Origin of the sequence: Streptomyces sp. NPDC058469 (assembly GCF_042721125.1) — a bacterium.
Classification (GTDB): Bacteria; Actinomycetota; Actinomycetes; order Streptomycetales; family Streptomycetaceae; genus Streptomyces.
The window spans coordinates 1-26,531 of sequence record NZ_JBHXME010000152.1; the positions used below are offsets into that span (position 1 = coordinate 1).

The window sequence follows — 26,531 nt, forward strand, 5'->3', positions numbered from 1 at the left end:
CGTGGAACACCGCGAGCCGGTGTACCGTCCGGCAATCTCGGAAAACCGTGGGCCGGAGTGCCATCGGCCAACCGGGGAAACCCATGGGCGGTCCCGGCGCCGGAGGGAGCGTCGAGCGACCGCGAACCTCCGGTGCGGCTGGCCTGGTCGCTGCGCCGACTGCCCGTCGCCGTGCTCCTCGGCCTGTCCAGCCTGGTACGACGGCCACGGGCAGGCGCCGTCACGGTGCTGCGGATCGCCCTGCCCGTGGTCGCCTGCACGCTCGCGCTGAGCACCTGGGCCACCCTCAACGCGATCGGCGGCGGAGGTGAGGGCACCATGGTCCAGGCCACCGTGACCGTGCGGCCGGATCCCGACACCACCCCGGCCTCCGGCCTGCCCGCCTACCTCGCCCTGGTCCCCGGCGTCCAGGGGGTCTACCCGGCCGACCAGTTCCAGGCCCTCGTGCCGGGCCAGTCCGCCACGGTCACCCTGCGGGCCTACGGCACCACCACCCGTCCTTTCCCTTATACGGTCGTCCAGGGCCGGGGGATCCGAACAACCGACGAGGCGGTGGCCGGGCAGGCCGCGCTGGACCTGCTGGACGCCCACGTCGGGCAGTGGGTCCGGCTCACCACCCAAGGCACTCCACGCATCCTGCACATCGTCGGCCGCAGCCTGGACCCCGAGCTCGGTGGCCGTGTCGTCTCCACCGGCTGGGACACCCTGGACCGTCCTGGTGATCCACGCCGCCCCGCCTTCTACAGCCTCGTACTACGGTCCGGGGCCGACTCCTCGGGCGTCCTTCGCACGCTCGACGACGCGGACGGGAACCTGGCGGGCCTCGACGTACGCCCCGCCCTCGACGGCTACACGTACCAGGGCGGCCTGCGAGGATCCGTGATCGGCCTGGTCGCCCTCCTGACGGTGATCGTCGCCTCGGAGTTGCTGAGCGTCGCCGGGATGGGGCTGCGTGAACACCGGCAGGACCTGGGAGTACTGCGGGCGCTCGGGCTGACGCCACGTCAGGCGGCGTCGATGATGACGGTCCGGGGCTCGGCGCTGGCCCTGCTGGGGGTCGCCGTAGGAGTCCTCCTCGGACTGCCCCTCGCCCGGCGGCTCATCGACGCGGAGGGCCGGGCCGAGGGCGTGGGCGCGGGCATCGCCCGCCTCCCCGATCCCCGGCTGCTCGTCGTCCTGGCCCTCGTGGTGGCCGCAGGCGCCTGCGTGTGCGCCCTGCCTTCGCTACGGGCGGCGCGGTCACCGCTGCCGCCTCGTCACTGAGCGGATGCCGTCGCGGAGCGGCAGAGGCAGACAACGTCCGCAGTGGCCCCGGATCCACGCACCCTGCCGCGTGATCCGGGTCCTCAGATTCCGTCAGACCCGCCCCTGTGCCAGTTCCGTCGTCGCCGGGACATCGACGGGCAGGAGCGTGGTGAGCGCCTCCATGTCCGGGTTGTCGAGGCGGCTCATGCGTCCCGCCTGGCGGGTCATCATGGTTTCCAGGAGCTGGCGGGCCATGCGGGCGTTGCCGAAGGAGCGGCCACGCGGGACCGACTCCATGTGCAGGTACAAGGCCTTCAGCGTCGGCTTCGCCAGGGCGTAGCCGACCGCCTCGGCCTGGACGCGGAGGATCGTGACGAGTTCCTCCGGGGTGTAGTTCTCGAACTCGATCCGCCGGGTGAACCGGGAGGCGAGGCCAGGGTTGGAGGCGAGGAATCGCTGCATCTCCTCGGTGTATCCGGCTGCGATCACCACGGTGTCGTCACGGTGGTCCTCCATCAGCTTCAGGAGGGTGTCCACAGCCTCCTGGCCGAAGTCGGAGCCTGAGTTGACCGGTGTCAGTGTGTAGGCCTCGTCGATGAACAGGACCCCACCACGCGCCCGCGCGAACGCCTCTTGGGTGAGCTGCGCGGTATGCCCGACGTAGCGGCCCACGAGGTCGGCCCGGGCCACCTCGACTAGCTGCCCACGCTGCAACACCCCGAAGGAACGCAGGAGTTCCGCGTACAGCCGGGCCACCGTCGTCTTGCCCGTGCCCGGCGGGCCGGAGAACACGGCGTGATGGCTGACCTGCGGGGTCGGCAGACCTACGGCGGCACGCTGGCGCACGGTCGTGAGCAGGTCGACGATGCCGCCCACCTCCCGCTTGACGGCGCCGAGCCCGATCATGGCGTTGAGGGTGGCGAGCATGTCGGAGTCGCCGGGGGCCTCCTCCTCCCCACCGGCGACGATGGCGGCCTCCTCGGCCCCGACGTCGTCCGGCAGCAGGGTGGTGAGGTCGCTCTCGTCGGCGTCGAAGGCCGACGCGAGCCGGAACGACTGACGGTCCACCATCTCCTCGAAGACCCGTCGCGCGGCACGGCCGTTGCCGAACGTGGCATCGCGCCGCATCCGGGAGAAGTGCACCGCGAGCGCCTCCCTGGTGAGCGCCCCGAGCGAGTAGCTGTGGGCCTCGCAGAAGGACTCGACGATGGTGACGAGCTCCTCGACGGTGTAGTTGGCGAACTCGATGGTGCGGGTGAACCGGGAGGCGAGCCCGGGGTTCGCGGAGAGGAAGTCGCCCATCTCGTCGGTGTAGCCGGCGACGATCACCACGAGTTCGTCGCGGTGGTCCTCGATGAGCTTGACGAGGGTGTCGATGGCCTCCTGCCCGAAGTCCGCGCCAGAACCGCGGCTGTCGGACAGCAGGGTGTACGCCTCGTCCACGAACAGCACACCGCCCATCGCCCGTTCGAAGACCTCCGTGGTCTTGATGGCGGTGCCGCCGATGACCTGGGCGACCAGATCGGCGCGGGATACCTCGACGAGGTGACCGGACGGCAGCGCACCGAGGGAGGCGAGGATCCGGCCGTAGAGGCGGGCCACGGTTGTCTTGCCAGTACCGGGAGGACCGGCGAACACCAGGTGGCGGCTCATCGGCGGCGCGGGGATGCCCAGCCGGACCCGTCGCTGGGCCATGCGGTTGAGGTTGACCAGTGTCGTCACCTGATGCTTGACGGCTGCCAGGCCGATCAGGCCCTCCAACTCCTCAAGCGGGCCCTCCGGTTGAGCCGGTGCCGAGGCGGCCGGGGTGCCATCGAGGGCAGCGGCCACTGCCGAAGGGCTGCCGGGCTCCGGCTGCTCGGGCGCGTCCTGCCACACGTCCACGCCGCCGTTGCCCTCGCTGACCAGACCGTCGACAGACAGCCGTGGACCAGGCTGGGTGTGGCGCAGCCCCGCCGAGACGTTGCCCCGCACGGCGCTGTTGGTAACGCTGATCTGCTCGCCGCTCTCGATCCGCAGCCCGTCGCCCTGGTTCGCCGTCAGCTCGCAGCCGGCGAGCGAACCGCGCGAGCCCGCGGAGAGCTGCACGCCGTGGCTTCCGGCGCGGGTCACCGTAGTCCGGGTCAGTGCGAGTTCACCGCTCGTCTCGATGAGAACGCCGGCTCCCGCGCTGTCGGTGACCGTACAGTCCAGCAACGAGCCCAGGCCACGGGCTCCCACGGATACCCCGGTGGTGCCCGCGTCCCGGAACACACTGCGCGAGACGTACGGATTGCCATGCCCCTCGACGCGCAGGGCGGCGGCAGCGCTGTCGGCCACCTCGCAGTCTTCGACCCGGCCCCGGCCGTCCTCGGTGACCTCGATGCCATGGCCGCCCGTATGACTGATCCTGGCGCGCTTCAGCAACGGGTCTGCCCCGGAACGGATGGACACGCCGACCCCGCCGACGTCGGTGACCTCCAGCCGGTCGAACTCGGCCGCGCACTCGTCGGTGAGCAGCAGGCCGTCGCCCTCCGTCGCGTTCACCGAAGCCTCGGTGAACAACGGGGTGCTGGATTCGGTGACGTACACCGCGGCCTGCTCGGCGGACCCGAACGAGCAGGACTCGTAGTCGCCGCGCGCCCGCCCGGTCACGACCAGGCCGTTGCCGCGGGTGCGGCTCGTGGAGCAGCGGCGCAGCAACGGGTCGGAGCCAGCGGAAACGACGATGCCGTGGCCTGAGGTGTCCTCGACGTGCACGTCCTCCAGCACGGTCCGCGAGGTGGAGGTGAGAAACGCTCCGACGGTCACGCCGGTGACCCGTACCCGGCTCACCGTCGTCGAACTGCCGCCTTCCAGGGCGATGGCCGGCTTGTCCGTCGCGGAGATCTCGCAGTCCTCGACGGTGCCGCCCGCGCTGCCGTTGGCCAGCAGACCGTTGCCCTTGGCGTCGCGCATACGGCAGTTGCGCACGAGGATGCGGCCCTGTTCGCCGATGACGACGGCCGAACTGCCCAGGTGCTCGATGACGCAGTTGTCCATGACGCTGCTCGCCGAGGACGTATCCACTACGCCCGCGCCAACGGCGTTCGTGATCCGGCACTCGCGCAAGGCGAGCGAACCGGTGCCGCGACTGAGCACCGCCGCCCAGCCGTTGCCCACGACATCGCAGCCCTGCAGGGCCACTTGGCCACGGGCCGCGTCCACGACCGGCACGTCGCTCTCGCCGCCGCGCAGCAGGATGTCGGTGACCATGACCCCGTCGGCGTCCAGCGTCAGCGTGGTGCCGCGCCGCGGAGCTATCTCCACGCTGCCTCGCGGACCGTCCGCGACGAGCGTCACGCGGGTGGAGATGACCAGGTTCTCGACGTACACGCCGGGACGAATGCTGATGACGGCACCGGTGCGGGCACGCGCCAGCGCGTCCGCCACGGTGCGGTGTCCGTCGGCGCCCTTCGGGTCGACGGTGATCAGCTGGCGTGCCACGCCGGGACCTCCTCGTTCTCGCTGCTGGTGATCCTGCGGTGTGCGCGGGGAACATCCTGGCTGTGGTCCACCCTGCCCGTATCAGGCTCCGGACGCTCGGACGTGGCCCCTTCGGGCAACATCGCGGAGCGCTATCGGGCAAGGCCGCGCCGATCGGCGTCAGCTCGCCGCCTCGACCCTGAAGAAGTCCTGGCCCCATTGGTGGTTCCGGCTCAGCCGGTGCCCCATGGCCGACAGCTTCGGGCTCAGTCGTTCCACCCGGCCACGCAACGCCCGCCGGCTCAGGGGGGTCCCGGCGGACCCGAGCAGCAGCCGCAGGTCGTGACAGGAGAAAGTGACTCCTGACTCGGACTGTGCCGTTAGAAGATCCAGCATGAAGGCTTGGGAAGCTTGGGAGGTCCGTGAGCCACTTCCCCCGCGCGGCATGTCGGCCGGTCCCGGTCCCGAGAGTGAGCGACGCTCCGGCCGCTCGACCTGGTGCGTGGCCAGCCAGCGCAGATCGGCTCGCAACCTGGCACTGATCTCCTGGGCCGGCGCGTGACGGGGGAGGGCGTCGACCGCGCCGGCGTTCAGAAGCTCGTCGACGCTACGGCACTTGGCCGCCAGGACGACGACCGGTGCGATCAGGCTCAGCGCCTTGATGTGGTCACGGACCACGGACAGCGGACGTTCGTCCGGAACGTCGAACACGGCCAACGAGCACGGGGAGTTGAGCAGAACACGGTAGGCGTCCAGGTCGCCCCACGGGCGGGTGAACAGCTGCCCGAGCCCGTTGCGTCGTATCGGGGTGGCCCACTCGCGGCTGGAATCCGGATCGAACGAGATCACCACCACACAGCTGGGCACCTGTCTTCGGATCTGCCCCTGATGCCACGTGCGTGGTGTCGCTCGCTGGATCACGGCCCCTCCAGGAGCCGGCTGAACCCGCGAACAGCAGGGACTAGTGGCATGCTCCACCTCCTGTAACAGGCCATGTCAGAGCTGGCTGAGAATCGTCGGATCGGTGATCTCCTCGTCCTTCGCCAGGAGCATCGCCTTGCTGAGGATCAGCGACAGAGTCCGGTCCCCGTCGAACGGCAGCTGCGCGTCGGGCCCGGTGGTCACGGCCGAGGACGACGGCACGACGCACAGATAGCGGTCGCCCGGTGACATCAGGATGTTCCCGGAGCCGAGATGGATCCGGTACGTGTTGCGGCTGCCCTTCACGTGCAGGAACCGGCCCTCGACCGCGCACTGTCCGCCGATCGCCAGCCGCGGCAGGAGGCGGGTCAGCAGCTCCCGGCGGGTCTGCGCGCTCTGGCTCAACTCGCCGAAGCTGTACGACGTCCAGTACTCCCGGAACCGGTTGTCCGGGCCGCCGTCCTGCCAGGTCGGGTCGTTGCCGACACTCGTCACCCCCACGAACAGGTCCACGTCGCGCAGCACTTCGCTGAGCACCAGCTCGGGTACCTCCGCCAACGGCACCGGCTCGACCGGCTGTTGATCACCGGTCGGCTCCATGGCGTACCCGGCGCCGCCGAAGGTCGGCGCGAGGTTGCGGGGCGCGTCCACCGGATAGAACCGCACCTGGTCGGTGTGCAGCCACAGATAGTCACCCGACTCGGTGGTGCCCTCGCCCCACTCGGTGCCGTCGCAGGTGACCCAGAACTCGGCGCGCAGCCCCCAGTGCGGCAGCTCCCGGGTGACCGGGGGGTCGGCGGTGTCCACGGCCCGGCGCAGCCGGCCGGCCCAGCCGCGCACCGCGGCCAGCGCCTGGAACTGGTGCTGGCGCAGGACATGCGCGGCGAACCGGTTGGAGTAGACGCCGGTGCTCCGCTCCGCGTCGGTGAGCAGGTACACCTCCCGGTGGGCCTGCTTGAACGGCTGGGTGATCCCGTGCCGTTCCAGCCAGTCCCGCCAGGCCATGACCTCCGCGATGTCCCGGCCCACCGGATGCCACAACTCCACCCGGGCGTCGTCCGCCACGGTCGCCAACTCGGCGTCGGCCACGGTCCGTAGCGCACCGTCCGCGAAACCGCAGGGCCGCCCGTCCACCGTCCACAGCAGCCGGCGCGCGAGCGTGCCGACCAGCGGATGGTCCAGATACCGTTCGCGCCACACCGCGTACGGCCAGCCGCGCCGGGCCAGGAACTGCCGGTCGAGCCGCTCGGTCTGCGCGGTGAGCATCTTGTCGATGTCCTTCACCGCCGCGGTGAGTTCCTTCAGCTCCTCGGGATGCTCCCGCCGTACGGCCGCCGGCACGCTCTTGACCGCCTTGCCGGCCGCCGACACCCAGCTCAGGGCGGTCCTGCCGCGGTGGACCCGCAGTTCGGCGGTGGCCTCGCCCAGCCGTACGACGGTTGCGCCCACCTCCGTCAACCCGTAGGCCGGGACGGCCAGTTCCTCGATCTCCTCCCGGCCGAGACCGAGCGCGAGGGCCCGGGTCTCCAGCGCGGTGTCGAGGACTTTCAGGGTGCCCCGGTGGGTGACCCGGGTGGCGAGCCGGGCCAGTTCCGCGAGCGCGGCCTCGCCGTCGCTCCGGGACAGCGCGACCACACAGGCATTGGCGGTCTTCGGGCTGCGGGGGCCGCTGCCCGCCGCCTTCCGCAGCGAGGTCTCCGCCAGCGAGCCCAGCGCACGTGCCGTGTCCGGGTGAGGCGGCAGGAACGACAGCAGCCACACCAGGCCTCGTACCACGGTGATGTTGTACTCGTCGGAGACGCTGTTCGCGTCCGTGTCGAGGTCCGGGACGAGCGGGATCGTACGAGGCCGGCCGACGAGCGCCAGCCAGGACAGGATCCGCTCCCGGACAGCCCGTGCGGAGTCGTCGCCGCCGGCGTCCAGGGCATCGATGAGCGCACGCCCTGTCTTCTCCCAGCGCGCGTTCGGCTTGGACGTCGTCGCCGTCACCGCGTGCTCCAGCAGCCGGTGCCAGCCCTCGCCGAGTTCCGGCAGCTCCGCCAGCGCCCGTTCCGCCCACGGCTCGCCGACGTTGAGCACCGGCTCCGTCAGCCGCTCGATCAGCACCGTCTTCCAGGGCGCCGCGCGTCCTGCGGCGGCGGCGCGCCGGAACGCCGCGACCACCGGTGGCGTCAGCTCCCGCCCGGCGACCAACTCGGCCTGCGCCAGCACCTCCGCGCCGCGGGCCTGCCGATGGAACTGGAACCCACCCGCGGCCTCCAGCGCGGTACGCCGCTCACCCACCAACAGGTCGTCCGGCAACCCGAAGGAGACCTTCGCGACCAGCATCAGCAGGGCGTGCCGCGAGGAGGCATCCGACGTGAGCCCGTCGTACCGGACGGGACACGCGAGGGCGATACGCCGCCGCATGTCGGGCGGCAAGTCCCGCAGGGCGTCCAGCACTTCGCTGAACACCACGACCGGACTGTCCGATCCCCCCGATGCGGTGTTGGCCTCCAGCGCCACGTCGAGTACGGCGTCGATGTCCTCGTCCCCGACCGCCCTGAGCAGCCGCGCCACGCGGCCCACCCCCGTGCTCATCAGCCACCCGCCAGTGCGAGGAGTCGGAGGAAGACGACCCCCGTGTCCAGAGCCAGGTCGATCTCCTCGTCCAGCTCCTCGATCTGGCAGTCGTCCACGAAGATCAGGAAGCCGTTGCGCCCGATCGCCTCCACCGTCAGCTCGAACTGACGCTCCGGATCGATCCGCCGCGGTGCCCCTTGCGCGTGGCCGTTGAGCGTGACCTCCGCGTCCGTGGGCTGTACCAACCCCTGGAACGTCCCGCCTCGGCGCGCGTTGTACTCCGCCACTTCCTGGAAGACGCGCCGCCGGACCAACTCACGCAACGTCAGCCGTTCTTCGGCAACGTGCAGCATCCACGCGTCGCCGCGTACCCCGTACGACGTCTCGTCGACGAATGTCACTGTTCCCATCGCCCGTGCCCTCTCATCCCTTGCCCCACTTCTGGTTGCTGCCGCCCGTGCAGGTCCAGAGCTGCAACGGGGTCCCCGCCGCGGTCTGCGCGTCCTTCGCGTCGACGCACTTGGTGGCGCCCAGATTCACCAGGTCGTCCGAGGAGTTGAGGTGGAAGTGCTGGGCGCCGCTTCCGGTGCACCGGGCCAGGGTCATCGCGGCGCCGTTGGCGCTGGAGCCGCCCGAGACGGTCATGCAGAGCGAACCCAGTCGTACGGTCCCGTCGGAACGAAGCGTCCACTCCTCGGACTTGGCCTCGGTGCAGTCCCGGAGGACGAGTCGCTTGCCGGCCGTGATGCTGCCGTTCGCCGGAGCGATGCACTTGCTCGCGGCGAAGCTGACGATCTGGGTGGTGGGGAGGGCGGTGGAGTTCGTAGTCTTCGAAGACGTGGTGGTCTTCGCGGCCGTAGCGGCCTTGGTGGTGGTCTTAGTGGTCTTCGATGTCTTGGACTTGGCCGAAGTGCCTTTCGGCACGGTCTTCGTGGAGCCCTTCGTCGTGCCACCGCTTGCGCCGGTGTGCTTGGACGGGGCCACCTTGTGCTTTCCCGGGGCGGCGTGCGAGGGCGTCTTCGAGCGAGCGGTGCCGAGGGGAGCTCCGGGCTCCGCCGAAGGTACGACGCCGATGTCGCCGACCTCGCCGCCGAGCACCGTCCCCTGACCGGGTTTGCCGTCACTGACGGTTTCGGCCGTGACCTTGGCTCCCCCACCGCCGGACCCCGTGTAGGCGAGGATCCCCAGCGGCAGGCTGATCAGTCCGATGCCCACGACGGCGACGACGACCATGGGCTTCCAGCGGTTGGCGCCGGGACCCGGCCCGGCCGCCTCCGCGAGGGGGGCCACCGGCTCGGGCGACTCGACCGCGGCCTGGGCCTTCGGCTCCTCCGTCGGGGGCTCGGTCAGCTCCTGCGACTTGGTCTCCGCCGAACCCATCGCCAGGAGGCTGTCCATCAGACTCTCGCCGGGATCCGCCTCGGGCGGTGTGGGCGGCTCGTGCGGCTCGGCGGCCGTCAGCGCGATGGAACGCAGCACCTTCATCGACCCGGCGGCTGCCGACCGATCATCCTCGGACATGATTCTCCTGCTCGTGTGGGGGTGTGGCCCCGGAACTGTGCACGGGCTCACGCCAGCATGGGAGCTGCGGGCCCTCGGTGCGGTGCGGTGCCGCGAGGTGGAACAGGACGGGAAGCCGGGTCTGCCCTTCCGGGAAGCGCCAGTGGCGCAACCGTCACGCCTGCGGCTCCCCCAGCGTGAAGTGGACCTCGATCACGAGACCGTCCTGCAACACGGCCTCGACGTGCAGAGCGGTCCTGCGGTACGCACCCGCCACGATCTGGCGGCCCGGTTGGCCGGGAACGTCGACCCTTGTGACGAGCCGAACCACCGTGGTGACCGCAAGCACCATGTCCTCGTTCGTGAGGCCCACTTCGCGCGCATTCGGGGGGAAGGTGACTCGTACCTCGGGGTGGAACACCGACGGGATGCCGGGAGCGACCATGGCGTGCAGCGTGGTGGGCGGAACGGCGACAGTCATGCCGGTCTCGTCCATCGGGGGTGCGGGCGTGTAGAAACCACGCGTGTCCATGCTGGGACCGGCGTTCAGCAGATGCGACGCGTGTACGGCCGCACGCAGTGCGTCCCCGTCCTCCCGGCCCGCGCTCCTGGGAGTCCACTCATCATCCGCCGGCCGGACCGATGCGAGCCCCACCAGTCGGTCCATGGCGCTCGAGTCACCCTCCGGACTCACGAGATCGTTGAACATCTTCAGCATTCCGTCCTCGGAGATCTCCTCCGGGCCGACCTCGATGACGAGGCGCGCGGGCTCTGCCTCGCCAACCTGATGGAGTTGTACGGTCGCGAGCCCGGCGCCGTGAGCCCGCGCCGCCTGGTTGAAGCTCATGTCGAACGACCGTTGGAGGGCCCTCACGACCTCGGTCGCCCGGTGAGGGTCAGCATCGTGAGTCGGGATGATCCGAACGTTCATGATTCCCACCACCGCGTGGTCACCGCTGGGGAAGAGCTGGTGGTGTGCCCGGAACGCCGAGGTGGCGAGAGAGGAAGCGTCGTCCAGGACCGCGAGCGCCATCGTCAACCCCACAGGCGCGACCTCGGGCCAGTTGACCGCCGGCTGGAGGGCCGTCGGACGGTAGGCGATGTGCTCGCCGTCGCGCACCACACCCTCGATGCGCACCGACCTGGACATGCCGACCCACCGATAGCTGTGTTCGTCCAACTGCTCACGCACCGCTTTGGCATGCGCGCTCGAGACTCTGTCGAGCACCTCGTCGGCAGACCAGTGCCTCGGGAACATCGTCAGGTAACCCTGGACGTGCGCATGCCATCGGCTCTCGAAGGCCGCAGCGAACCCCTCGACTTCAAGCCCGGGTTCCAGGAAGAAGGGCAACGCGCGGAAGGTACCGTTTTCGTGAGGCTTGGTGGTGACCCCCAACAACACACCCCGGTACCGCTCCCCCAACGTCCCACCTAGGACCTGGTGTACGCCGACACGGGCCCGCCGATCACCCGTACGAACGAGGTCCCGAACCCTCTGGGAGAACCGCGGACCCGCGATCGGTACGACTCCCGTCGGCGTCGGCTGGAGAGGTGGTGGAAAGAACGGTGCGACCGTCAGACCCGACTGGTCCTCGGACGGCCGGAACGAAGTGAACTCGCCGGCCACCACCTCGCCTTCGATCCGCACCCCCGCGTAGACACCCGTCCACAGCGTCCTGCCGACACGGCGCGGATCGGCCGACATCGAGCCCGTACGTAGGGAGTGGAGATACGCCTGCTCCGCCGCGTACACCGCGTCGTCCTCACCCCAATGCGCCGGGAACATCACCCGCCCCGAAGCCGTGGCCCCGCCCCTCGGCACGCCGACAGCGGTGTCGTCCTGGGCACGAACCCGTGCGGCCGGCCCGCCCCCGGCGACCCCGGCCGAATCGGCCGGGTCCACCGCGCGGAACGTGGTGTTCGGCAGCACGTCGCCAACCCGCACAGGCTTCAGCCGGTCCGTGGCCCCCCGTGGCATCAGATAGGCAGAAGCGCCCGACACCGGGTCCCCGTACAGCACCTGGCGTCGCACATCCGCCCCGAACACCGCTCGCGCAGGCAACCCCAGCTCAGGAACGCCGGCTGGCGCCAGCCCCTGCTCCAGAGCAGCCGTGCCCGGCAATACGGGCTTCGCCGGGTCCGTCTCGGCACCGTCAAGTACCCCCATACCGACCGGCGCCGCTCGGAGCAGGGCACTCTCGATGGTCGCACCCATCAACCTCAGGTCACGAGCGCGAAGAGGACCACCCTGCGCCTTCGACAGCCGCAGCGAACCGTCCACCCACGGTTCACCCCTCAAGTCCGACCATCCGCCCATCATCAGGGCGTCCTCGGGGTACACCGCCCTCCGGAGCGGATATTGGGACTCTCGGTACTCGTCCGGCAGGCCCAGGTGATGTCCGATCTCGTGGGCGGCTGTGAGCGATGACATGTCCTCGGTCCAGGTCACCGAATTCGGCCGCGCCCCCGTAGGAATCACGGTGATCTCGCTGTGTGCATGAGCAGGAGCGTCGACGAACCGCAGCTCCACTGCGAGCACGTCCCCATAGGGAAGTCGTACACCGCCGCTGAAACGCGCCTCGACGCCAACAGCCACGCGTTGCCGCAACGCGCTCAGTGCGTCCCGTACTCTCACCTCGGCGACGCCGGCCGGATCCATCACACCGGGCTCCGACTCTGCCAGACCCTTGTGGTGTGCCAACAGCGGCGTGGCGTCCAGGTGCAGACGAATCCGCACCCTCGCTCTCGTTGTAGGAGTCCTTCACACCGGTCTCGTCCCGATGTTCCACCCGGTAGCGCTGGACCTGAAATCGGCGGCTTTTACTGACACCGCCACGCCGGAGCCTCGCGCGATACGCCGCGCTCGGCGGTGTCACCTCGACCGCCTCGCCCAGCGGCACACGCACGTCCGAAGCTCCGCCCGCGAGAGAGTGCTCGCCAAGACGCCTCCGCTTCGACTACGGAACCTCGCCACTGCCCGGCCCTTCCGAGCCGAGCCACGTCGGCGCCTGCGGGTAGTAGACCGGCATGACCGGTTCAAGGATCTCCGGATGGTCGGCGTCCCACTGGCGGTCGAACATCGCATGGGCGGTGACGAGATCCACCGGATCGTGGCCGAGGGCCCGCAGCGCCTGCTCGGTCCCGACCAGCCGCGCCACCACCGCGTCGACGACATCACGCTCACCGTGGCGTGCCTGCTCCCACTCGTGCAGCGCCGCACGCCGATCGTCCCATGCCTTCTCGAGCGCCTCTCGCGCTGGAGCCGCGACCGGCGCAGCCAAAGGCGCCGCCATCGCAGCCAACTCCGCACGCCACGCGGCATCCTTCGCGACCGGACCGCCCATCATCGAGGCCCGCGCGAAACGACGCGGCGGAGCCGATCCCATCAGGTCCGCGACTACCAGCCTGGCACCGTTGTCCCAGGCCGCAACGGCGTCCCGGTACCCACGGCCCAAAGCGTCCGGGTCCAGCCCCAGTCCGACGACCGCCGCCTGGGCCATCTCCAGCTCGGCGTTCGCGACGGCCGACGCGCGCAGAGCGGAGACCCGCTGAGCCTCGTCCTCAACATCGGGATCACCGTCAACGCCACGCGAAGATGTGAGGGACCAGGCACTGGCGGCCTCCGCGGCTGCACTCGCCGTATGCCACCGCCACCAGGCCGCGCCGCGGAAGTTGTCCGCGTCCCCGAGTGGGCCCGTGGGATTGGACTCCCCCGCCATCCCGGCCAGCACCCGCAGCCACTCGTCGCGACGTGCCGCCGCAGCAGCGGCCAACGCTTCGTCTGTCCGGACAGTACGTGGGGCCCAGGTGCTGCCTTTGTCTCGCACGTCCCGCCAGTGGCTCTCAGCAACAAACAGGCGCTCCGGGTCCAGCCCCACCTCGTTCAGCCGCTTCTCAGTGTCCGCCACGACGCCCTCGGTGTCGGTCACCAGGGCGACGGCCTGGTCCCACCCGACGGGCCGCTCCTCCGGCATGGCCTCGAGCGCCGCCTTAGCCTCTGTGGCACGACCCCACGCTGCCCACGCGTCGACCCACTCCGACCAGGCGCTCATACGCGAGGCCAGTTGCTCCGCGTCCGCACCGGCACCCAGCAGCCTCCGCCACTGCCCGTCCCTCAGCATCGTCTGGAAGTCGGCGAGCCGGGCATAGGAGATGTCAACGTTGATGGGATTCGCCGTGAACGCGTGGCTGCGCCGATGCCCGGGACCGAACAGGCGCGTCAGCAGAGGCACCAGGGAAGGCAGACTGGCGGTGACCCAGAGCCTGCCGTTGTTCCGGGCCTGTCGTGTGTAGGGGTCGGGAGAGACGTTTGTGCCCATCCACGCGGACCCCGCCTCCGCGAAGCACTCCCACGGATTCTCGGTCGAGTAGTTGGGCCGGCTGAGGACGCCGGACTCGAGGAGAGCCTGTCGAACACCGTTCGGCCAACGCGGGGGCAGCAGGTGGTCGGGGATCCCTGCAGCCTTGTCCGCCTGATCGGCTGCGTGCAGGGCCTGGTACTGGGCTTCGATCAAAGCCAGCTCGGCGGGAGTCAACAGGTAGTGAACCAGGTGCATCATCTCGTGAATGGGAGGCGAGTGCCCGTCCTCATAATCGAAGAATCCGTCCGCCAGAGGCTGACCGAGGATGTTCTCCTCAGCGAAGATCCCGACGAGGGGGTAGACCCTGTGCGCGATGTTGCGATGGAGACCTGCATTACTAGCCCATCGCAACGAGGAGTGTTCGGCGAATAGTTCGGTGGGGTGCCACGAACGCGGCAGCACGACCAGACGGGTACCCCGCAGCAGCATCTGCGTCGCGACATCTGGGTTCACGAGCATCCGGGCCGCCAGCCGCTCCAGCTCATAGCGCGCCGCAAGCGGCGACTCGGCCCCCGCGGGTACCTCTACCATCAGCGCTGCGGCCACCCCCGCAACCTGCGGCGACTCCAAAGACACGGCCAGCGCACCCACGAAGACCGGATCCACAGCCAACCATCGCCGGTGCACCGGCGAAAGCTCCGCGATGACCCGCAACCGGGTGGGCTGATCGACTCGAAGAAGAGTTGTGCGCAACGACCGCACCACCCCGGCAGGCGGCGTGTGGATCGGGTACGTCGATCGGCGGGCGTCCATACCGGTCGGGTCGGCGAGCGCCGCCCGAACGGCCTCGTCCTCGTCCAGGTAGACCTTGGCCACCGGACCCGGCGCCATCTCCCTCAGGGGGACCACGTTGACCTCGATGTGCGGCCGCCCACGCAGTTCGAGGGCCGTCAGCTGCTCCTCCAACGCATCGCCCAGCGCATCCCTGATCGCCTTCCCGCGACGTGCGGCAAGTGACCCGTCAGCGATGTCCACCTGGACGGACGGGAATAGAGGCGCCCCCTGGCCGACCCAGTTCCCGACGACCCGAGCGATCGGCAGGGCGGCCTGCTGAACGGCCGCCAGTCCAGCCTCATCCAGCACCGCCCGCCGGGACGGAAACGGCACATGGAACTCCGCGAGCCCCGCACGGTAGACCGGCTCGCCGGTCTCGGTCAGACCACCACCGGGCATGCCCCCTGGCAACCCCGGGTGACCGGCCGCCCACTTGGCCTCGAAAACCGCGTACAACGACGCCAGTTGCTCGGGCTCATGCCCCAAGGAGCTCAGTTCGGCCTCAGCCGCTCCCACTTCCTCCTCGGCCGCCGCCACAGCCACGTCCGCGGCCTCACGCACCTCTACCGGCACGGGCACACTGCGGTGCGCGTCCAATCCGGCCAGCACCCGCCGGGTATCACGCGCGGACTCCGCCGCCAGCAGCGCCTCCTGCCATACGGCCCAGGCGTCACCCAACGGATCCGCGGTGGTGTCCCGCACCGGGACGGGCCCTTCGACACGCGACGCCTCTGCCCGCAGGACCTCCCGCCATGCATCACCCTTTGCCGACACCGCGTCCAGGGCCAACGCGCCGCCCAACGTTTCGACGGACTCGACTTCGGCGAACTGGTCACCGCCGTCGGTGACTTCGGGCTGCTCATCCGGTAGTTCAGTGGCGTGCGAGAACTCCGATGCGCCGGATGGAGTCGCCCCATGCGGAACACCACCCGCAGACACTGCTGCCTCTCGATCCCCCTGGGCCGAGGACAGAGCCTTGAGGTCACTGTCCATCCGGCCCACCAGCTGCCCCAGCGTGGGCTGGCTGGTCGGCGGGAGGAAGAGTGCCGCGATCTCCGCGTAGTACTCGTACGGCAGCTCCCGCTCGAGCTTCAGGTCCAGTCGCCGGTGGTCGGTCAGCAGGCCGGACCGCACCTCCGAGGGGTTGGCCAGCACGATCTCCCGGATCCGCTCCGCCCGCTCGTCCGCCGCCCATCCGCTGACCATGTCCAAGCTGGTCGACAACGCCCGCACCAACGCGCTGCGGGCTGACTGGACGGAGTAATCGCGAAGCGTGTCGCCGACGTGCCAGGTCCTGCGGTCGAGAGTCCAGAGCGAGTCCGGAACCTGCACCGCCGGGCCCGGCCATGTGTAGGCGTGGACGTCGGTGCGGACCACCACTGCCTCCCCGACCGGGAGCATGAAGCCCAAGGCGTCGTCCCAGCCCTCTTGGTCGTCTTCCAACTGAGCGGTGAGCTGGGCCTGCACTTCGGCGAGGGTGCCGTCGAACGTCACCGAGGCCTCCGGCTCCGCGTTGATCCGCTCCAGCCAATCCGTCTCCGTGAGAAGGCCCGCCCTGAGGGCCGGGTCCAGGACCATCGTCGTCCGCTGGCCGTCGACAATGGTCTCGACCAGGGGTGCCACGTGGTAGTTCCACTTGACATCGAGGGGTGCGCCGCCGGCCGCTCCGTCGGGGTGCACGATCGTGGCCGCGAGAGGGGGCGAGGTACGGGCCGCGAAAATCTTGCGGGGAGTGACACCCCACTGCATCAACTGCATCGACCACAGGTGGGCCCGGATGAAGCAGCCTTCCTCCGGATACGTGGCCAGTACCGGGGTCGGTCCGTGCAGGTGGTGTTCGAAGTGCAGTCGCGCGAGTTCGCCGTACCAGGCCCGCAACTGCTCAAGCGGAACCGGATACGGAGTGGGCGTGCCGAAGACAATGCCGATCAGGGGGGAGTTCTCCGCCCACAACCGGGTGACTTCGGTGCGCAGATCGGACCCGTACGCATCGGTCCAGGCAGCCTGGACGGCCCAGACCTTGCGCAGGTCCCCGTCGAGCATCCGGAGCATGCTCTGGGTGCCTTCGGCATCGGAAACCTCGGTCAGCTCGTGAAGCTTGGCCGCGAAGTCCCTGACGCTCTTGAGTTGGCCGGGCGCCATCCCGGGAGGCACGGCGAGATCTTGTGGCGGAGGTGCGGTGAGGGTGAAGTCACGGGCAAGTCCGAGTTCCTTGAAGATGTGAGGCAGGTACTCCTGCGTCAGCCGGCCGTCCGCCACGGCGTCGACGACGGCGTCCGCGAGCGTGCTCCCGTTCTGCAGGCGGTAGGACTCCTCCAGCTCGAAGGGATGCTGCGAACCGGGCATCGAAGCACTGCGGCGCAGAATCTCGGTAACGGCGTTCAGCTGGACGGGCCGACCCTTGAGGACGCGGCCCAGTACCTTGGCGTACACGTCCATCGTGCCGGAGGACGTATGCCTCTCCGGACCGGTGGTGCCTACGCCCGGGGACACTTGGAAGACGGCCCTGCCGAACCCGAGGCCGGTGTTCTCCAGGATCTCGTCGGCCTCGGTGTCCGACAGGCCCCGGTCCTTGGCCGCGTGGACCGCCTGCGGGATCGTGCTGCCGGTCCGCTGTTCGAAGGCGTTCTCCAGCCCGGAGGTGACCAGCGACTCCGGGCCGTCAAGCCGGTGCAGCAGCAGTTCGCGCGCCGAGTCGGCATCGACCGGGGTATCGGCCAGCAGTTGTGCCAGCCTCGCGGCGTACTGGTCCTCGGTGGGCCGGGTAGCGCCTTCGGCCCGGTCGTCGTTCAGCATGTCCAGCGGGTGACCGGTCGCGGTCGCGGCTGTTGACGCGTCGGTGTCACCGTCCTCCGTACGATCGACGACGGACCGGTAAGCACTCCAGAGGGCGTCCTCGGCACGAGCGGCCGAGGCGGGGTTGGCGAGCAGCGCCGCATCGGTGTCCGTCGGTTTCCCGAAGAGCCGCTGGAGCAGGGGCAGGAGACCCGGCTCGTGCTGGGCCACCCACGCCGGACCGTTGTTGCGCGGCAGACCCGTGTGCGGGTCGCGGCCCGCGTTCATACCCAGGTAGGCGACCGCGGTCTGCACCCAGTGCTCACCCGGGGCCCCGGAGCCGTAGTTCTCCACGACCGTGCCGTCGGCGAGGAACAAACGCGGTCCGTCCGCCCACTCCTCCGACTTCCCGCGCTCACGCTTGGCGTCGAAGGATGCCTCCACGCCCTCCCGGTCGCGTGCCGTCAACCCGAAGTCGTACACCGGGTGGAGCATTTCGTGCGCGGCGCTGGAGTAGCCGTCAGGATGCTCGTCCACCGCGCCGTCCACCTCCGGACGCGCGCCCAGGAGGTTCTCCTCCGCGACGAAGGCCACCTTGCGCACCGGGTCGAACAGGCCACGGCTGTCCGCCACCGGACGACCGTCCCGCAAATGCCGCGCACCGCCCTCCGACAGACCCTCGTACCCCGGTAGATCCGTCACCCGACGGTCCCTCGGGACCACGACGATCCGGACTCCGGCCGCCACGACCCGTTCCGCCACCTCCGGGTTCGCGAACACCCGACCCGCCAACGCCGCCAATACCATCCGCGCAGCGACCGGCTGCCGCACCTCCGCCGGCATCTCCACCAGCGAACCCACCAACTCCAACGCCCCGTCCCCCGGCCGCAACGCGAAGGGATCGAACACGCCCGGCACACCCTCGGTCTCCGCTTCCGACTCCCTCGCGGCCACCCCCGGCGCGCCGTCGAAGGGCCGCGGACCGGAACCGGAGCGCTGGAGCAGGCTGTTGAGTTGGGCGGCACCCTGTACGGACAGGCCGTCCAGGCGGCCGATGAGGGACTCGCTGGCCTCATGGCCGCGCAGGAAGGCGGCGAGGCCGGCCAGTTCCGGCCTGGTGCGGGCGCCCCGCGGAGCCGGGCCGGGCCGCGGACCGGAGGGTCGTATGGCGGCGGTCAGTGGCTTCGCGGTGGCGGGAGCCGGGCCGCCGACCCGGTTCATGGCGGAGTAGTGGTTGCCGTCCTGGTAAAAGACGTGCAGGGACTGGGACGCCTTCGGGTTCAAGGAGTTGGTGAAGGCCGGAGCACCGGGCTCGGGATCGAAGGACTCGACGACGGTGATGTTGAGATCGAGCGCGGTCGCGGTGATGTGCGGCACCCGGTCGTAGAACGGGCTCATCCACATGTCGGTGTGGAGGATGGACTGCACGACGAGCGCGCTGGTGGACGCCTTCAACATGTAGTCCAGCTTCGGGAAGGTCTCCGTCAGGCTCGGGTAGCGGGCGATGAGAGCGGCATAGAGAGGCTTGTTCCGATCCGTGGGGGTGGCGAATACCTGCTCCGCCAGCCTGCGGAGCCCGGCCAGGCGCGCCTCCTCGATGAGACGCTGGCGGTCCTCTGTCCGGATTGCCCGCGGGTCTGGGGTGAAGTCGTGCAGGAGCCGAGCGGCCGCGCCCGCGGTGAAGTCACCGACGATGCCCCGGTCGGCGAGATTGGTGAACCGGCGGACGAGTTCACGGGCGTACTGCGGACGCGCCAAGTCCCTGTCGATCCGGGCCAGTTCAGCGGCCGACAACGCAGGAGCCTTGTCTCCCAGGAGCGCCTCCAACTGAACGATGCTGAGATCGTTGAGCAGGACGCTGATCGGCCCCGGCCCCGAGTCGAGGGTCGCGCGCATGGCGACCGCCTCCGGGCTGTCACCCTCCAGCCAGTCGGCCACACGGGCCCGGAGCTGCGGGACGTCCAGGTGGCGCAGGGGCGAGTCGCGGAGCTGCCGGGTGGTGCCGGCCAGCAGGGAGATGAAGAAGCAGTCGCCGTTGGGCTCGACCTCCAGCGTCTCGTGGCGCGCGTCGTCCACGGTGACCTCCCGGACCACCCGCCGCTTCCGCGACGCCGTGACCGAACCGGGCCCCGTCGGCGCCGGAGGCTCCGGCGGTGAGGCGGGCCGCGTGGCGGTGGTGCCGGTTGTCCCTGCGACGAAGTTCTCGTACGCACGACCCAGAGCCCCTGGTTCCAGGCCCAGTTGGATGATCGCCGCCTCTGCCGACTTCAGCTCGGTGCTCGTGGTCTCCACCGCAAGCGTGGCCTCGGTCAGCTGAGCCGGGTCCTCGACTGCCAAACCCTCCTCTGGTGTGGAGGTGAGGAACCAGGAATGGGCGGCCTCCGCGGCGGCGCTTGCCGTATGCCACCGTCGCCATGCCGACTCGCGGGCCTTCTCCGCGGCGCCGAGCGGGCCTGTGGGATTCGGTACGCCCGCCAACTCGGCCAGCACCCGCGTCCAGGCGTCGGTACGCTCCTCCGCGGCGAGGGCCAACGCTTCGTCCGTCACAACAGGATCCGGGGCCCAGATACTGCCGTCCCGCCGCGCGTCCCTCCAGCCTGTCATCGCGTCGGCCAGGCGATCCGGGTCCAACCCCGTCGCGTTCAGCCGCTCCTCGGCGACGTCCAGGACATCCTGGGCCGCGCTCACCGCGTCCCATGCCTCGTAGTACCCGTCGGGCAGAGGCTGATCCTGCGGCACAGTCTCGAAGGGCGCCTTCGCCTCTTGGGCACGAGCCAACGCCGCCCGCGCATCTTCCCACGCAGAGGCGGCATCCCTCCGCGCCGCCAGCTGCTCCGCGTCCGCCCCGGCGCCCAACAGATCCTGCCACCGCTGGCTCTGAAGCATCGGTTGGAAATCGGTCAGATACGTGTAGGAAAGATGCAGGTTGAGAGGATTCGCCGTGAACTCGTGGCTTCTTTCATGCCCAGGACCGAACAAGCGCGTCAACAGAGGAACCACAGCAGGCATGTTGTCGATGACCCACTGCCTGCCGTTGTTACGCGGCTGTCGCGTAAAAGGGTCAATATCAAAGTTCATGCCCATCCACGCGGCCACCAGTTCCGCGAAGAATTCGTACACGTTCTCGGCCGAGTAGTTGAACCGGCTGAGGACGCCGGACTCGAGGAGAACCTGCCGAACGCCGTTGGGCCAATGCGAGGGCAGCAAGTGAACGGGTATCCCGGCGGCCAAGGCCGCGTCATCGGCTGCGTGCAAGGCCTGGAACATGTCCAGGATCAATGCGAGCTCGGCGGCGGCGAGCAGGTAGTGAACCAGGTGCCCCATCTCATGGATGGAGGGTGCCATCCCGTCAGGATATGGAATGCGTCCGTTCTCCTCGGGCACACCATTGATGGTTTCCTCTGCGAAGACTCCGAGAAGCGGATAGCTCCGATGGGTAAAGTTCCGGCCAGAGGGAGCAGGAACATTCTGCCATCGCTGCGGGGAGTGTTCGGCGAGCAGTGCGGCGGCGTTCCACGAACGCGGCAGAGCGATCAGGCGGGTGCCCCGCAGCAGCATCTCCGCAGCGATATCCGGGGTCACCAGCATTCGGGCCACCAGTCGCTCCAGCTCGTACCGCGTAGCCAGTGGCGACTCGGTCCCTACAGGCACCTCCACCATCAGCGCCGCGGCGACCCGCGCGACCTGCGACGCCTCCAAAGTCGCCGCCAACGCACCCACAAAGACCGGATCCACGGCCAGCCACCGCCGGTGTTCCAGTGAAAGACCCGCAATAACTTCCAACCGGGAGGAAGACTGATCCTCCCCGAAAAGACCCGTGCGCAGATCGTGCACCAGGCGGGCAGGCGGCGTGTGGATCGGGTATGTACGTCGGCGGACATCCATTCCGGCCGGATCAGCGAGCGCCGCACGCACGGCATTACGCTCGTCCAGAGACACCGTAGCCATCGGGCCACCCTCCGTCTGCTCCCGCATGGGGACCGGATTGACCTCGATGTGCGGCCGCCCACTATGCGGCCGGAGAACCGTCAGCTGCTCCTGCACCGCGTCACCCAGCGCAACCCTGATCGCCTTCTCGCGACCAGCGGCATACCTCCTGGAGCCAGCGATGTCCACCTGGACAAATGGGGACACAGCCGCGCCCTGCCCGTACCAGTTCGCCAGCACCCGCGCGATCGGGAGGGCGGCCTGCTGGACAGCCGCCAGCCCGGCCTCGTCCAGCTCCGTCTCCCCTTGCCGGAACGGTACTTGGGCCTCATCGAGCCCTGCGCGGTAGACCGGCTCGCCGGCCTCGGTCAGGCCACCGCCGAACATGCCACCCGGCAACGCCGGCCGAACGGCTGTCCAACCGGCCTCGAACGTCGCGTACAGCGCCGCCAGCCGCTTGGGGTCGAGCCCCAGGAGCCACAGTTCGTCCTCGGCCGCGTCCACTCCTGACGCCGCCGTCGCCACCGCCTCGGACGCCTTCTCGCGCACCTCGACCGCCGCGGGCACACTGCGGTGCTCATCCATCCAGTCCAGGACACGCTGAGCATCGCGCACGGACGCCGCCGCCGACAGCGCTTCCTGCCATCCGGCCCAGGCGTCGCCCAGCGGGTCCGCCGTCACGTCCGGCACCGGGGCGGGCGCTCCAACACTCACTGCCTCCGCCAGCAGAACCGCCCGCCACGCATCGCCCTTCACCGACAGGGTGTCCGCCGACACCGCGCCGGTCGACGAGTCGACGGCCCCCGGGGTAACTCCCCTTGCCCGGCCGCGCGATTGGGCCTCGGACCGGGCGGCATAGGAGCCGCCCTCGGCCATCGCCTGAGCGACGGCCGCCACGTCGAGACGCCTCTGCTCATGGAGCGGGGAGGCCGGGTCCAGGTCCGCCGGGTAGGGGCCCCAGATCCGAACGAGGTGCAGAACCTGCTGCCAGTCCTCCTCGTCCAGGACCTCGCCATCACTCTCCTGACCGACCTCGGCCGGCTCGGCCTCGCTGAGGTCGGTGCCCTTGCCCTTGTCCCGCCGGGGGATCGAGGGTGTGTCGTCTCCGTCTTCTGTCACGCCTTCTGTCGTGGCTTCCGTGTCTTCGGGCTCAAGCCGCGAGTTCTGCGCCCAGGGTGCCGACATATCGGCACCCGGCGCGAACGGCGTCGGCGGGTCGTCTGCCAACGGCGTGTGTCCGGGGGCGAGTTGGGCACTGTCGTCCGTCGTCACCCGGGCGGACAGATACGCGGCTTCCCGCTCCAACTGGTCGAGCCAGCCCGTTCGGGAGACCTCGGAGATGATCTCGCGCATCTTCAGGCGGCTTTCGACAACGCCTGTCGCGTTGTTCCTGCGGGCCACCCTGCTCCGGCTCTCCCGCGCCTCCGCGATGGCCTGCTGGCTCAGCATCACACGGACCAGCCCGTCCGCAACCTGATGACTCTTCTGAAGCTCCCGGACGACCTCAAGCAACTCCTGCGGCCCGCGGACACCTTCCAGCTTGCTCACATCGGAACTGGCCTCATTCCGCACCAGCCCGTAGGCCGACGCGAGATTCAGGTCACTCTCGTCCATCTTCAACGCACGGGTGTATTCATCACCCTTGGCAATCGTTTCAAGGTGCTCCGCCGCGACGGCCCGGTGGATGTCCCGGACGTACACCCATTCACGCCCCGGAGCGAGTTTCCGCGACCGGAACCCGTCGAACCCCACCTCGTCCGCCGAGAACAGCCCTGTGTGATTCGCCTGGCTCAGAATCTCCCAGCCATCCGGACCTCGCCACAACATGTTCGTCGCCTCGGGCAGCCCCTTCGGGTCCGGGTTCCACATGTAATCCCGGAATCCGAACCACTCCAGCGGACGACGCTCACCACGGAACACCTCCGCGGCCGCCCCGTTGATCGCACCGTTCGGCGACTGGTAATGCCAGACAGTCAGGGCGCCCTCCCTCGTACCCTCCGTCACCACCAAAGCGCAACCATTCATCGCAGCGGTGAAAACGAAGTCAGGACTGAACCCCTCTCCCCCACGCACCGGAATATCAGCGTGCCCGATATTCGCCTCCGGATCCGTCGTCGAACCCGGCAGATACGGCACGTAATGCGCGGCCACATAATTCCCCGGACCGCGCACCGCAGGCACAGCATGCCCCCGCACGATCCCCTGCAACGCGGCATCATCACGGCCGAACTCCTCGACGTACTTCTCCACCGCGGGAGTCAGCAAATACACCGGCCTGTCGGCCGTCGACCGAACCGGATCCCTCGTCAGACCGAACCAATGCTGGTCCTTGCCATTCATCCAGGTCAGGAACCGGGACACGTCGAGGCCCGAACCTGGCATCCGTGCCCGCATGCCTTCGTCCAGACGCAGCAGCACCACATTCTCCCGAAGGAAAGCCGCGGGCCCACGCGTGAACTCGCCGACCACTCGCGGGTCATGGAGCGGGCCCGACCTCGCGGACGAGGAACCCGCCAGAGGCTGCTGCCGATGGGAGGAGGTCGTCGCCTGCGGCTGCTCGTCGGCGCCCGTCCCCAGGAGGTCGTTCCACCATCCCCCACCGGGCCTCCGAGGCAGCGGCCTGCCCAGGGACGCCGCGGCGATATCACCCACCACCTGACGGAACGACCAGTTCGGCGGCGGCCACTGCCCGGCCTCCAGACCCGCACGCACCTCGTCGAACCGCTCCCGGCTCAACTCCTGTCCGCCCGCCGTCTCCCGAACCTGCCGCTTCACCTCGTGGAACAGATCGTCGACACGGCCCAGCTCGCTACCCCCCGGCAGCGGCGAGTTCTGCGCCCAGGGTGCCGACGTGCCGGCGCCGGGCGGGGAGGGGGTCATCGGGTCGCCAGCCAACAGCGTGTGCCCAGGGGCAAGTTGGGCACTGTCGTCCGTCACCACCCGGGCGGACAGATAAGCGGCTTCCCGCTCCAACTGCTCGAGCCAGCCCGTTCCGGAGACCTCGGAGATGATCTCGCGCATCTTCCGGCGGGTTTCGGCGGTCCGGCCACCCTGCGTCTCTGCCATGGACTGCAGGCCCAGCAGGACACGGACCATCCCGTCCGTATCCTGATGACTCCTCAGAAGCGACCGGACGACCTCAAGCAACTCCTGCGGCCTGCGGACACCTTCCAACCTGCGCACATCGGACTCGGCCTCATTCCCCACCAGACCATAGGCCGACAGGAGATTCAGGTGGCTCTTGTCCTTCGGCAACTCGTCCGCATCGGCCTTACTCTCGTTGATCTTTTCAAGGCGCTCCGCCGCGACGGCCCGGTGAATATCCCTGACATACACCCATTCACGCCCCGGAGCGAGTTTCCGCGACCGGAACCCGTCGAACCCCACCTCGTCCGCCGAGAACAGCCCTGTGTGATTCGCCTGGCTCAGAATCTCCCAGCCATCCGGACCCCGCCACAACATGTTCGTCGCCTCGGGCAGCCCGTTCGGATTCGGATTCCACATGTAATCCCGGTATGCGAACCACTCCAGCGGACGACGCTCACCACGGAACACCTCCGCGGCCGCCCCATTGATCGCTCCGTTCGGCGACTGGTAATGCCAGACAGTCAGGGCACCCTCCGTCTCCGCCTCGGTCACCACCAACGCACAACCGTTCATCGCGGCGGTGAACACGAAGTCAGGGCTGAAATCATCAATCCTGGACACCGGAATGTCCGCGTGCCCGATATTCGCGAGCGGATTCCTCGTCGAACCCGGCAGATACGGCACGTAATGCGCGGCCACATAATTCCCCGGACCGCGCACCGCAGGCACAGCATGCCCCCGCACGATCCCCTGCAACGCGGCATCATCACGGCCGAACTCCTCGACGTACTTCTCCACCGCGGGAGTCAGCAAATACACCGGCTTGTCCGCCGTCGACCGAACCGGATCCCTCGTCAGACCGAACCAATGCCGGTCCTTGCCATTCATCCAGGTCAGGAACCGGGACACGTCGAGGCCCGAACCTGGCATCCGCGCCCGCATGCCCTCGTCCAGACGCAGCAGCACCACATTCTCCCGAAGGAAAGCCGCGGGCCCACGCGTGAACTCACCGACCACCCGCGGGTCGTAGAGCAGGTTCCCCGTCGCGGACGAAGAAGCGGACGAAGAACCCGCCTGGGGCTGCTGCCGCGGGACGTCCTGGTTCCCTCTCGGATCCTTCGACCACATCCCACCAGGCGTCCGAAGCAGCGGTTTGCCCATGGACGCCGCGGCGATATCACCCACCACCTGACGGAACGACCAGTTCGGCGGCGGCCACTGCCCGGCCTCCAGACCCGCACGCACCTCGTCGAACCGCTCCCGGCTCAACTCCTGTCCGCCCGCCGTCTCCCGAACCTGCCGCTTCACCTCGTGGAACAGATCGTCGACACGGTTCAGTTCGCCGCGCGTGGGCAGCGGCACACCGTCGTCGGTCCGGCCTTCGTCCTCCGTACGGTCGACGAAGGCCTGGTAGGCGGTCCAGAGGGCTTCCTCGGCACGGGCGGCCGAGACGGGGTTGGCCGGCAGGATCGCATCAGTGTCCGTCGGCTTCCCGAAGAGGCGCTGGAACAGGGGCAATAGAGCCTCTTCATGCTCGGCCACCCACTCCGCGCCGTTGCTGCGCGGCAGACCCGTGTGCGGGTCACGGCCCGCGTTCATACCCAGGTAGGCGACCACGGTCTGCGCGAAGTACTCGCGCGGGTGCTTGGAGGCGCGGTTCTCCACGACGGTGCCGTCGGTGAGGAACTGGCGCGGTCCGTCCGCCCACTCCTCCGACACCCCGCGCTCACGCTTCGCGTCGAAGGACGCCTCCACATCCGCCCGGTCGAGGTCCGTCAGTCCGAAGTCGTACACCAAGTGGCCCGCGATCTCGTGCGTGGCGCTGGAGTAACCGTCCGGGTGCTCGTCCACCGCGCCGTCCACCTCCGGACGCGCGCCCAGGAGGTTCTCCTCCGCGACGAAGGCCACCTTGCGCACCGGGTCGAACAGGCCACG

8 protein-coding genes are annotated in these 26,531 nt (G+C 69.2%); 1 reads left to right on the forward strand and 7 read right to left on the reverse strand.

The features are described from left to right. Window positions 1–1,263: ABC transporter permease (locus ACFWP5_RS41470; protein ID WP_384169410.1), on the forward strand; the 1,263-nt coding region annotated here is incomplete at its 5' end. Between the two features lie 93 nt (window positions 1,264–1,356). On the opposite strand, the gene ACFWP5_RS41475 is transcribed toward ACFWP5_RS41470, so the two are convergent. From ACFWP5_RS41475 to ACFWP5_RS41505, 7 genes are all read right to left on the reverse strand, one after another. Next, window positions 1,357–4,710 (reverse strand): right-handed parallel beta-helix repeat-containing protein, encoded by a 3,354-nt coding sequence (locus ACFWP5_RS41475; RefSeq protein ID WP_384169413.1) that lies wholly within the window; start codon window positions 4,708–4,710, stop codon window positions 1,357–1,359. 159 nt (window positions 4,711–4,869) lie between these two features. Continuing rightward, on the reverse strand, window positions 4,870–5,544 hold the full coding sequence (locus ACFWP5_RS41480; RefSeq protein ID WP_384169416.1) for a hypothetical protein: 675 nt from the start codon (window positions 5,542–5,544) through the stop codon (window positions 4,870–4,872). Window positions 5,545–5,685: 141 nt separating this feature from the next. Next, entirely contained in the window at window positions 5,686–8,190 is a 2,505-nt protein-coding gene (locus ACFWP5_RS41485) for a DUF4132 domain-containing protein (RefSeq protein WP_384169419.1), read from the reverse strand. Next, complete coding sequence (locus tag ACFWP5_RS41490) at window positions 8,190–8,582, reverse strand: hypothetical protein (RefSeq protein WP_384169422.1); 393 nt, start codon at window positions 8,580–8,582, stop codon at window positions 8,190–8,192. Before ACFWP5_RS41490 ends, ACFWP5_RS41485 begins: the two co-directional genes overlap by 1 nt. Before the next feature lie 13 nt (window positions 8,583–8,595). After that, window positions 8,596–9,693 carry a ricin-type beta-trefoil lectin domain protein gene (locus tag ACFWP5_RS41495; RefSeq protein WP_384169425.1) on the reverse strand — a complete coding sequence of 366 codons (1,098 nt, stop codon included), beginning with the start codon at window positions 9,691–9,693 and terminating at the stop codon, window positions 8,596–8,598. 154 nt (window positions 9,694–9,847) lie between these two features. Beyond that, window positions 9,848–12,409, reverse strand: coding sequence for an EndoU domain-containing protein (locus tag ACFWP5_RS41500; protein ID WP_384169428.1), 2,562 nt, complete (start codon window positions 12,407–12,409; stop codon window positions 9,848–9,850). A gap of 220 nt (window positions 12,410–12,629) precedes the next feature. Continuing rightward, the gene (locus tag ACFWP5_RS41505) at window positions 12,630–26,513 is read right to left on the reverse strand and encodes a protein-glutamine glutaminase family protein (RefSeq protein ID WP_384169431.1); all 13,884 of its coding nucleotides are present in this window, start codon (window positions 26,511–26,513) and stop codon (window positions 12,630–12,632) included. Window positions 26,514–26,531: the final 18 nt, after the last annotated feature.

What these genes read in the sequence shown, in the direction of transcription:
- ACFWP5_RS41485 (WP_384169419.1), bottom strand. Translation starts at nt 8,190, where the DNA reads ATGAGCACGGGGGTGGGCCGCGTGGCGCGGCTGCTCAGGGCGGTCGGG.
- ACFWP5_RS41490 (WP_384169422.1), bottom strand. Translation starts at nt 8,582, where the DNA reads ATGGGAACAGTGACATTCGTCGACGAGACGTCGTACGGGGTACGCGGC.
- ACFWP5_RS41495 (WP_384169425.1), bottom strand. Translation starts at nt 9,693, where the DNA reads ATGTCCGAGGATGATCGGTCGGCAGCCGCCGGGTCGATGAAGGTGCTG.